General features: G+C 69.9%; 11 protein-coding genes and 1 pseudogene. 9 read left to right on the top strand and 3 right to left on the bottom strand.

The features are described 5' to 3' along the window. Positions 1-203: 203 nt before the first annotated feature. The 6 genes from FXO23_RS43585 (at position 204) to FXO23_RS43560 (ending at position 5039) form a co-directional block, all read left to right on the top strand. Positions 204-1475: an MFS transporter gene (locus tag FXO23_RS43585; protein ID WP_158893578.1), complete on the top strand. Its 1272-nt coding sequence runs from the start codon at positions 204-206 to the stop codon at positions 1473-1475. A gap of 128 nt (positions 1476-1603) precedes the next feature. Beyond that, entirely contained in the window at positions 1604-2521 is a 918-nt protein-coding gene (locus tag FXO23_RS43580; protein ID WP_158893576.1) for an ornithine carbamoyltransferase, read from the top strand. A gap of 14 nt (positions 2522-2535) precedes the next feature. Further along, positions 2536-3516 (top strand): L-histidine N(alpha)-methyltransferase, encoded by a 981-nt coding sequence (locus FXO23_RS43575; RefSeq protein WP_158893574.1) that lies wholly within the window; start codon positions 2536-2538, stop codon positions 3514-3516. 52 nt (positions 3517-3568) lie between these two features. Continuing rightward, positions 3569-4210, top strand: a complete 642-nt coding sequence (locus FXO23_RS43570; protein ID WP_158893572.1) for a sulfotransferase family protein — start codon at positions 3569-3571, stop codon at positions 4208-4210. 25 nt (positions 4211-4235) lie between these two features. Continuing rightward, positions 4236-4778 carry an adenylyl-sulfate kinase gene (cysC, locus tag FXO23_RS43565; protein ID WP_158893571.1) on the top strand — a complete coding sequence of 181 codons (543 nt, stop codon included), beginning with the start codon at positions 4236-4238 and terminating at the stop codon, positions 4776-4778. Positions 4779-4820: 42 nt separating this feature from the next. Next, positions 4821-5039: a cold-shock protein gene (locus FXO23_RS43560; RefSeq protein WP_158893569.1), complete on the top strand. Its 219-nt coding sequence runs from the start codon at positions 4821-4823 to the stop codon at positions 5037-5039. A gap of 24 nt (positions 5040-5063) precedes the next feature. Here FXO23_RS43560 and FXO23_RS43555 read toward each other — a convergent pair whose 3' ends face one another. From FXO23_RS43555 to FXO23_RS43545, 3 genes are read right to left on the bottom strand one after another with little or no spacing between them, the layout of a single operon-like run. Then, positions 5064-5816 (bottom strand): hypothetical protein, encoded by a 753-nt coding sequence (locus FXO23_RS43555; protein ID WP_158893567.1) that lies wholly within the window; start codon positions 5814-5816, stop codon positions 5064-5066. Beyond that, positions 5813-7033: a vWA domain-containing protein gene (locus FXO23_RS43550; RefSeq protein WP_158893565.1), complete on the bottom strand. Its 1221-nt coding sequence runs from the start codon at positions 7031-7033 to the stop codon at positions 5813-5815. The genes FXO23_RS43555 and FXO23_RS43550 overlap by 4 nt, the downstream gene beginning before the upstream one ends. Then, entirely contained in the window at positions 7030-8148 is a 1119-nt protein-coding gene (locus FXO23_RS43545; RefSeq protein WP_218952336.1) for an AAA family ATPase, read from the bottom strand. Before FXO23_RS43545 ends, FXO23_RS43550 begins: the two co-directional genes overlap by 4 nt. Positions 8149-8294: 146 nt before the next feature. Here FXO23_RS43545 and FXO23_RS43540 point away from each other — a divergent pair, with 146 nt between their 5' ends. The 3 genes and pseudogenes from FXO23_RS43540 to FXO23_RS43530 all read left to right on the top strand — a co-directional run bounded on the left by FXO23_RS43540 (position 8295) and on the right by FXO23_RS43530 (position 10253). Next, the gene (locus FXO23_RS43540; RefSeq protein ID WP_158893563.1) at positions 8295-9116 is read left to right on the top strand and encodes an SAM-dependent methyltransferase; all 822 of its coding nucleotides are present in this window, start codon (positions 8295-8297) and stop codon (positions 9114-9116) included. A gap of 132 nt (positions 9117-9248) precedes the next feature. After that, a pseudogene (locus tag FXO23_RS43535) lies at positions 9249-9798 on the top strand (M20/M25/M40 family metallo-hydrolase); the annotation flags it as partial. 104 nt (positions 9799-9902) lie between these two features. After that, positions 9903-10253 carry a YciI family protein gene (locus FXO23_RS43530; protein ID WP_158893561.1) on the top strand — a complete coding sequence of 117 codons (351 nt, stop codon included), beginning with the start codon at positions 9903-9905 and terminating at the stop codon, positions 10251-10253.

Genomic DNA, 10253 nt, shown 5'->3' with positions numbered 1-10253 from the left:
AGGAGCCGCACCCATCACAGCCTTGACACCCCCCACCCAGCCCTAACTACCCGGCATTGCGCTCTAACCGGCCTGAACACTCACGACCCCAGCACCCGGTTCCCGCACGTGTGCAAGGCGGTGGCCCGTGCCGCTGACCGGACGCCCCGGGTTCGGGCAGGATGGGGGAGAGGGGACGGTCGAGGGACACGGGGGCTGTCGTGGTGCGAGCCGCGCTGGCGGGATTGAGCCGGTTTGCCGCGCTGGCCGCCGAACCGGGCGTTCCGGGGATCGCGCTGTGGTCGGTGGTGGCGCGGCTTCCGCTGGGGATGACCACGCTGGCGGTCCTCCTCGAGGTGCACCGGGACACGGGTTCCTTCGGGCTCGCCGGTTCGACTACGGCGTGTTTCGCCCTGGCGAGCGGCATATCCAGTCCACTCCGCGGGCGGTTGGTCGATCGTTTCGGCGCGAGTCCCGTGCTGCTGGTGCTCGGCGTCCTGCAACCCGTGGCGCTGCTGGCGATCGTGGGCGCCGGGGCCTGGTTCGACGGCGCCGCGGCGGTGCTCGTCGCGGCCGGTGTGGCGGGTGCGTGCCTCCCGCCGGTGGGCCCCGTGGTCCGGGTGCTGTGGCAACGGCTGCCCGCGAGCGAACTGCAGGAAGCCGCGTTCTCCCTGGACGCCGTACTCCTCCAAGTCATTTACTACGCCGCCGGTCCCGCGATCGTCACCGGGCTCGCGGTGGTCGAGTCTCCCGCCCTGGCGCTGTACGTCATCGCCGCGCTGACACTCGCGGGCACCGTCGCCGTGGCGCTCGCGCCCGCGTGCCGATCCTGGCCCGTGGATCGGCGACGCCCGCCCCTGCTGGGCGCGCTCGGCGTCCCCGGCATTCCCGGGGTGCTCGTCGTCGCGCTCGCCGGTGCCGCCTCGACCGGGGCGCTGGAGGTCGCGGTGACCGGTTTCGCGACCGAACACCACGCCGGAAAACTGACCGGTCTGCTCCTCGCCGCCCTGGGAATCGGCAGCATCGCCGGCGGCCTGTGGCAGGGCATCCGGACCTCGCACCGGCCGTTGAGCGGACAATACCGAGCCTGGCTCGTCGCGATGACGATCGGCTTGATGCCGATTCCACTGGCACCTGGCCTGATCTTGCTGGCGATTTTCCTCATTATTGGCGGTTTTTCGATTGCGCCGGCAAGTATCGCGCAATTCCGGCTCATCGGCGCCATGGCCCCGCCGGGGATTATTACCGAATCGTTCACCTGGCTGTTGTCGGCGTCATTGGCGGGAACCGCTCTGGGTAACGCGGTCGCGGGCAGTGCGGTGGAAGTTTGCGGAGCTCGCGGAGCGCTTCTCGTGCCGGTTGCGTTGGCAGCGCTGGCTTTCGGGTGCAGTTCTCTGGGTATTCGCCATGCTCGTGACCTTGACGGCACTGTGTCGAATCGGAGTAGTATCGCAAGGGCTGCCCCCGACTCGTCAGTGCCACATCGGCACCGGTAGCGGCACGGCATCGATTTCGACCAACACCCCGTACCGGGACTTCTTGCCGGATGAGGAGGTCAGTTGTGGTGCAAGTCGACCGTTTCAGGCCACGAACCGATGCGAAATTCGGCAAGGCGAGACCTTTCTTGTCGTACCGGTACGTCGATGCCGACGAGCGGGAGAAGCTCCTCAAGCTGGCGGTGGAATTCGCGACGGCCCCCGATTCGTTTCGCGGCATCCTGGACGGCCGAAGCGTCGGCCTCCTGTTCAGCGCACCTTCGACTCGGACGCGGACTTCGTTCTGGCGTGCGGCCGGCGACCTGGGGGCCGACGTCATCAGTTACGGCCCGGGGGACCTGCAACTGAGCACCGGAGAGACTTGGGCGGACACCGGTCGCGTGCTGTCGGAGTATCTCGACGCGGTGGTGATCCGGACCAACGGCCCCCTCGACGACATGCGCACCTTGGCCGAGCACCTTCCGTCCACTATCAACGCACTCAGCATCGAGGAGCATCCCACCCAGGCGATCGCTGACTACTGCGCCCTGTACGAGCACTTCGGCAAGGTCGAAGGCACCCGGCTCGCCTATTTCGGCGAGGGGAACAACACCGCGGCCGCGCTCGCGCTGCTGCTGACGCGGATTCCCGGTGTCCGGTGCGACTTCTACTGCCCACCCGGATTCGGGCTGGACGAGGCCACGGCGGCCCTGGCCGGTGCCGGTGCGGATTGGGGTTCCCGGTTCCGCATGTTCGACAAGGTTCCGGACGATCCGGATCCCGTCGACGTGGTCTACACGACCCGGTGGGAATCGATGGGCACGAAACGCGGCTCTGCCGATTGGCGTGCGGCGTTCGCACCGTTCAGCGTGACGGCGGAGGTGTTCGCCCGATTCGCCGAGCCCGGCCGGACCGTGTTGATGCACGACCTGCCCGCCACCCGGGGCGAGGAGGTCGCGGACGACGTCCTGGACGCCGATTACTCCATCGTGCGGCGCCAGGCGTATCACAAGCGCACCGCCGCCGGCGCCGCGTTGTTGTGGTCGCTCGGACTGGTCACGGACTGAGGGCGCGCGCGAACATGGAAGAACGGCTGAAGGTCCTGGAACTCGAAAAACCCGAAGCGCTCTGGCTCGATGGTTCGGACCTCAGAACCTCGCTCCGGGCCAGTCCGCGGCGGATTCCTTCGTATTACGGATACGACCAGCGAGGGTCGGAAATCTTCGATGCGATCACCCGCCTGCCCGAGTACTACCTGACCGCGACCGAACTACGCCTGCTGCGTACGCACGCACGGGAGATCGCCGAGCTGGCGGGGTGCGACTGGCTGGTGGAACTGGGTAGCGGGAGCGCTCGCAAGACCCGGGCCCTGCTCGAGGCGATGGCCGAACGCAAGCCCACGACGTTCTTGCCCGTGGACGTGAGCAAGGAGATGCTCGAGCGGACCGCGGAGCGGCTGCTCGAGGCGGTAGCGGATCTGTCGGTGATCGGCCTGATCGCCAAATGGGAGTCCGGTTTGGACTGGGTGCGGGAGAACCGCGCCGGTCCGTGCGTCTTCGCGTTCATCGGCAGCGGACTCGGCAACATGCTCGCCGACGAACGGGACCTGCTGCTCGAACGTATTTCCGACGCGTGTCGCCCGGGCGACTACTTCCTCACCACGGCGGACTTCGAAAAGCGGCCCGCCATGCTGGAAACCGCTTACAACGATCCGCCGGGAAGCGATCTGTGGGGACAGTTCCGCCTGAATCGGCTGCATCGCATCAACGAACTGTTCGGTGGGGACTTCGCGCTGGAACGTTACTACGAATACTGCCACTACAACACCGTCACCAGCACCATCGAAGCACGAATCTACGCGAGTGAAGCTCAGCGGGTGCGACTGGCGGGCCTGGGGATGGAGTTGAACCTCGTACGCGGGGAATCGATCGTGGTGGACTACTCGTTCAAGTTCCGGCGCCCGGAACTCGTCGAGGAACTCGGCCGCTACCGGTTCCGGGTTGTCGGCGAGTGGATAGACGGGCTAAAACAGTACGGTGTCTTCCTGGCGCGCAAGGAATAGCGCCGAGGCGTGCCGATCCGGGCCGACATCGCAGAATTCACATGGGGAGACCATGCACGTCATCAATGCCGGCCTGGGCCGGACCGGAACACATTCCCTGAAAGCCGCACTCGTCCGGCTCGGCCTGGGCCCGTGCTACAGCGCCGAAATGATGTGGAGCGAGCCCGGGCACGCCGCGGCCTGGACACGTGCCTGCGACGGAGAGGACGTTGACTGGGACGCGTTCTTCGTGGGGTACCGGTCCGGCCTGGACTGGCCGGTGTGCGCCTTCTGGCGAGAACTCACCGCGGCCTTTCCCGATTTGCGCGTCGTGCTTTCGTTGCGCGATCCGGACGAGTGGTACACCAGCTTCCGGTCGACGGTTTACGCGGCGCTCACGACACCGCGATCGGCGGAGCCCCCGCCGCCGGGGACCGTGGTCCCCGTTTTTCAACGGCTGTCCGAACTGGGGGTCAGGGTCATCGCCCGCGGCCTGACCGAAGACCTGCATTCCCGGGACGAGATGATCGCCGCTTTCCACCGCCACAACGCGGCGGTGCGGAGCGAGGTGCCGGCCGACCGGCTGCTCGTGTGGGAGGTCGGTGACGGCTGGAAGCCCCTGTGCGCGTTCCTCGGCGTACCGGTGCCGGACGAGCCGTTTCCCAAGGTCAACGACAGAATGTCGTACCGGGCGTTGCTGGGATTGCCCGCCTAGTGCGGCGGTTCGGGGGAGTCACGCCGTGTCGACGACTCTGTGGCTGACGGGTCTGCCCAGTTCGGGGAAGACCACGCTGGCGCGTGCCCTGACCGACCGGCAACGGCCGATCCGCGCGGTCGAGCACCTGGACGGTGACGCGGTGCGGAAGAACCTGTTTCCCGAGCTGGGGTACGACCGGGCCGATCGGATGGAGAACATCCGGCGCATCGGTGAGCTAGCCCTGATGCTGGCCGCCCACGGTGTCCTCGCCGTCGTGTCGGTGATCGCGCCCTACCGGCACGCCCGCGACCAGGTCCGGGCCGCGCACGAAGCCCGCGGGCTGACGTTCGTCGAAGTCCACGTGGACGCGCCGCTGGCGGTATGCGCGGCCCGGGATGTGAAGGGGCTGTACGCCCTGGCCGAACGCGGCCAGATCAGCGGGCTCACCGGGGTCGGCGATGTCTACGAGACACCGGTGGCACCCGATCTGCGCGTGGACACCGCGAAGCAGGGCGTCGACGAATGCGTTCGGTGCATCGAACGGACTCTCGCCCACCTCGAGCATGGCAGCGGCGTCCACGCATAGCTCTGGCGACGGCGGTGCTACTGGCTTCGTTACCCTGATTTCGTGGCGCATGGCATCGTGAAGTTCTATCGGGCCGAGAAAGGCTGGGGAGCGATCGCTTCGTCCGAACTCCCGGACGGTTTCGACGCGTGGGTCCACTTCAGCTCGATAGAAGGCACCGGTTTCCGCGCGCTGGCGGAGGGGGAGCAGGTCGAGTTCGACTACGAACCGGCCAGCCAGGACGGCTTCCGTTTTCGTGCCACCCGGGTCCGCAAGCTCTGATTCGGGTATGTCCGGCGACGGTGCTCAGAGCGCGCCGCCGCGGCGGAGGGCGCGCAAGGCGGCGGCCTGTTCGACGGTCACTCCGGCGGCGCGTTGTTCGGCGGCCTCGGCGGCGGTGAGCCCGGCGCCAAGCCAGTCGGCGACCTCGTCGAACGGGATGCCGGCGCGCCACCATTCTTCGACCGCCCGCATCGGGGTGACTTCCGCCTGCTGGAGTTCCGCGGCTTCCGCCGGGGTGAGCCCGAGCGATTTCCAGATGCGCGCGTCCCAGACCTGGATTCCCTGTTCCGCCCAGGCCAGGGCGGTGTCATCCAGCCAATCCGCGGACAAGTAGCCGCGCACCACGTCGTGCTGGACGCCCGCCTTCAGGAACGCCTGGATGCGCTCGCCCGACCGCGCGGCGGCCATGCGCGGTTGGCGGCTGCCACCGGTGAACCGCCGGGCGATGGTTTCCTGCTGGTAGGCCTCGTCCGGGCCGCGTCCCTGTTTCGCGTGCTCGCGGGCCTGCTCGAGGTCGTAACCGAATTCGTGCCAGCGAACGGCTTCGGCGGAGGTGATCCGCGCGGCGACCCAGTCGCCGACCGCCCGCGGCTCCACTCCGGCGGCCTGCCACTGCGCGGCGGTCAACGCCTCGGCCACACCGGACTCCCGCCATTCCCGGGCCTGGTCGAGGGTGAAGTTCCAGCGCCGCCAGGCCTGAGCTTCGGGCCGGCGCCATCCGGCGGCCAGCCACGCGGTGAGGTTTTCCGGTGGCTGTTCGGGGTCGAGGCGGGTCACCGGCCGCTCACCACCTCGGCGGGGTCGATGGCGACCGAGGCCGCCCAGCCCGGCGCCGAGCCGGCCGGATCCAGCAGTCCCACCACGACTTTCGCCCTTCGTGGTGGCCCGGCGGGCCACGGGGTGTGGCCGTCGGTGAGCACGATGACCAGATCGGGACGGGGTTTGAGCTCCGCGGCGGCGGACAGCCCGGCGCCCATATCGGTGCCACCGCCGCCGAGCAGCCGCACCTCGCGAGCGCTGAACACGCGCTGGGCCGTATGGGCCTGCGCGTCGCAACACACGACGTGCAGCCGGTTCCGGGCCACGCCGAGGCTCTTCAGCAGCCCGTCGACCTCGCCGAGCACCTGCGCGAGCATCGAATCGCTCATGCTGCCGGAGGTGTCGACCACCACGGCCACGACGGGCAGCGGCTGGCGGAGGCCCGGCTGGATGATCTCCGGCATCGCCGCGGCCCGGCGGGACGGCCGCCGGTAGGTGAAATCGACCCGGCCCGCGATGTCCGCGACGCCGCGACGAACCGCCGAGCGCAGCACCTGCCGCCAGTTCACCACCGGATCCAGGGCCTCGTCCGCCCATCGCTGCCACCCGGCCGGGACGTCACCCCGGCCGCGGTGGTGTTCCCGGATCCGCCGCGCCACCTCCCGGCGCAGCAGTTTCCGGCCGGTCTCGGACAGCCCGGGGAGACCGCAGTTCCAGTCCCGGGGGATGCCGTCGGCGCCCGTGCCGCAGTCCACCCGGTCCGCGGGTGGCGGTGTGCCGTCCAACGCGTCCCAGTACTGCTCCGCGGTCCACGCGTCGGGCAGCCCGAGACCGGCCGGGGTCACCGCGCGGTCCGGCAGGCGCAGGTTGTCGGTTCGCAGATCGTCGTTGATCTCCGCGTCCCCGGCGAGGTTCCACCGCGCCGGGTCCTCGCCGGGACGGCGGTCCGCGTGGTGCCGCAGCAGGTGGGTGACCTGGTGGAGCAGCCAGAAGCCGAGCTCCGGCACCGCGGCGGTGTCCAGTGCCGCCGGGTCCAGGTAGATGTGCCAGGCGGGATCGGCGGGGAACGCCCGCAGGTCGTGGCTCGGCGGATCCTGTTCGATGACGATCGGTTCGAGCGCCAGGACCGCGGAGGCGAGGTAGGGTGCCTGCCGGGCGGTCCACACCCGGGCGGCGGCCCACTTCTGCCGCTGGGCCGCGGTCAACGCGTCGACGCGGCGCGCGCGGAGACTCACCGTCCCGTCCCCCGGTTCCCGTCGAGCAGTCCCGCGGCGCGCAGGACCGGGGTGAGGGCCAGGATTTCCGAGGGGAGCGCCGCACCGTGCGGCCGCGCCGCGGCCAGGGACTGCGCGACCAGGGTGGCGACGTCCGGCGCGGCCTCGGTCGCCTTGGCCAGGACGCGCCAGGCGGCCGTCCACGATTCGGTGTCCCCGCGCGCGATCGCCACCGACGCGATCGCGGTGAGCACGGCGAAGGCGCGGTCGCTGCGTTCGGGCAGTTCGAAGGAATCGGGATCGGCCAGCACGATTTCCGGATCGGGCAGATCCGCGTTGGCAAGCCAGGAAAGGAATTCGATTCCGGCGCCCTCGCCGACCGCGCCGGTGACCAGTGCGGCGCGCACGTCCTCACCGGCGCCGATGGTGTCGCACATGCCCATCAGCACGGTCACGGTTTCCCAGCTGCGCGGGCTGGGCCAGCCCCGGCCGGACAACGCGGCGACCGTCGGCACCTGCAGCACCAGGGCGGGACGGACCTTCAGGAACGCGGCCACCGCGGCGCGCGCGGCGACCAGCCGCGCCGGATCCGGGGTCGCGTGGCCATTGGCGGCCGGGGCCGGGAAGCCCACCGCGAGCCCTTCGGCGACCGCGGCGGCGTCGACCGGCCAGTCCAGGTGCACCAGGCGATTCGCCAATGGTGGAGCCAGATCCCAGCCGTCGGCGGCTTGTTCCGGCGGATTCGCCGCGGCCACCACCCGTACCCCGGGCGGCAACGCCAGATCGCCGACCACGCGTTCGAGAACGATCCGGAGCATGGCCGCCTGCACCGCCGGCGGGGCGGTGGTCAGCTCGTCCAGGAACAGCAGTCCGTGCCCGGAATCGGCCAGGCGCCGGGCCCACGCCGGAGCGGCCAGCCGCACGCCGCCGTCGACCACCACGGGCAGCCCGGCGAAATCCGTCGGCTCGCGGATCGATCCGACGACCACCTCGACCGGCCAGCCGAACGATTCGCCCAGGGCCCGCACCACCGAGGTCTTGCCCGTGCCCGGGCTGCCCCACAGCAGCACCGGCACTCCCGCCGCGACCGACACCCCCAGCGCGTCGCGCACAACCGACAACTCGACGGCCACCACCGCCTCTCGTTCAACGAGGACCCCACGACCTCAACGGTTCGCGATCCAGCTTGGGTTCCCGATCCGGAAGACGCAACGTGCCGATACTGGCAGAAATGTGGATACCCACTGACATAATCGGCGGGCGATGGGGTACAACTGTCCGCATGACTGGCGGCGACGTGGCCCTGGGCTGGCGACTCGACGACTTCGACCCAGGCCGCCCGTCGCCCGCCCGCGTTTACGACTACTGGCTGGGCGGCAAGCACAATTTCGCGGTCGACCGCAAGCTGGCCACCGACGCCGTGGCGTTCTGGCCGGAGCTGCCCCAGGTCATGCGGGTGAACCGGGCGTTCCTGCAACGCGCGGTGCGGTTCCTGGTCTCGGCCGGGATCCGCCAGTTCCTCGACCTCGGCTCCGGAATTCCGACGCGCGGGAACGTCCACGAGGTCGCCCAGGAAGCGGATCCGGAAGCCAGGGTGGTGTACGTCGACCTCGATCCGGTCGCGGTGACCCACAGCAGGGCGTTGCTGGCCGGCAACGAATCGGCGATCGTCGTGCAGGCCGATCTGCGGGATCCCGGTTCGCTGCTGGACTCCAGCATGCTGCATTCGGTGCTGGACCTGAACGAACCGGTCGCCGTGGTGATGATGGCACTGCTGCATTTCGTTCCCGACAGCGAGGATCCCGCGAAGATCGTGGCGGGCTACCGGGACGCGCTGGCGCCCGGCAGTTACCTGGCCCTGTCCCACGGCTGTTCGGAAGGCTGCGAGGAACTCGCCGGAAAGCTCGAGGAGCTGTACCACCGCGCGGGCACGCCGTTCACGCTCCGCTCCCGCGCCGCCGTCGCCGAGTTCTTCGACGGATTCGAACTGGTCGAACCCGGTCTGGCGCCGCCACCGGTATGGCGGCCGGACGGGGGCGAGGGCTTCGACGAGCGCAAACCCTTCCCCGGAATCGGCGGCGTCGGCCGCCTGCTGGGGTCGTGAGGCCTGCCAGTGGGGTGAGGGGACCGGGTGCTTCAGGCCGGTTGGAACCGCCCGCACCACTCACGACCTAGTTCGGTGCTGGTTTGGCGTGGGCGAGCCAGCGGCCGTTGAGCCGGTGCACTTCGAGGTCGCGGCCGAAGCAGTCTGCGGTGGCGGTTCGGCGCCGGGCCGCCCCGCGTCCTGCTGCTCGGGCACCACGACACCGTGTGGCCGTTGGGTTCCCTGCGGACCCACCCGTTCTCCGTGCGCGACGGCGTGCTGCGCGGTCCCGGGTGCTTCGACATGAAGGCGGGCGTCGTGATGGCGCTGCACGCCGCCGCCGCGGTGGATCGGGCGGGGCTGTCCATCCTGATCACCGGGGACGAGGAGATCGGCGCACGCCGGACTCGAACCGGAGAAGGGCGTGAACGCCGGGGTGGAGATCGCGCACCAGATCCTCGCGGTCGCCGCGCTCACCGATCCGGAACGCGGCACGACCGTGGTGCCCACGGTCCTGTCCGCGGGAACGACGGTCAACACCGTCCCCGCCGACGCATGCGTGGCGGTCGACGTCCGGGTGTGGGACGAAGCCGAGCAATCGCGGGTCGACCGGGCCGTGCGGGATCTCCGTCCGGTGCTGGCGAACGCGCGGGTCCGGGTCACCGGGGGCATCAACCGGCCGCCGCTCGAGGCGGCTGTCTCGCGCCGTGGAAAATTCTTCCGGGGGCGTGTCCATCCGGCCGGGTCCCGTTCGTAGTGATGGCGTGCGGCACCCCTGCCGCACGTCGACAACGAAGGAGTTCGGCCATGAAGTACATGCTGCTGATCAACGCCGGGGCGATGGACGAGAACGGTGGCGCCGCCGGATGCGAGGTCGAGGACTGGATGGCCTACGACAAGGCGGTGCAGGAGGCGGGCATCTTCGTCTCCGGGGAGTCGCTGGCGGATCTGGTCACCGCGACGGCGGTGCGGGTCGGCGAGGACGGCAAGCGGACCGTGACCGACGGGCCGTTCGCCGAGACCCGCGAGGTGCTCGGCGGGTTCTACGTCATCGACGTGCCGGACCTGGACACCGCGCTGGACTGGGCCGCCCGCTGCCCCGGCGCGCTCGGGGGCGGTTCGGTCGTGGTGCGGCCGATCGCCGACTTCGGAGTCTGA

Origin of the sequence: Amycolatopsis anabasis, from assembly GCF_009765355.1 — a bacterium.
GTDB lineage: Bacteria > Actinomycetota > Actinomycetes > Mycobacteriales > Pseudonocardiaceae > Amycolatopsis > Amycolatopsis anabasis.
The sequence above is the reverse complement of the archived record's forward strand: the minus strand, read 5'-3'. Positions and strand labels throughout refer to the sequence as shown.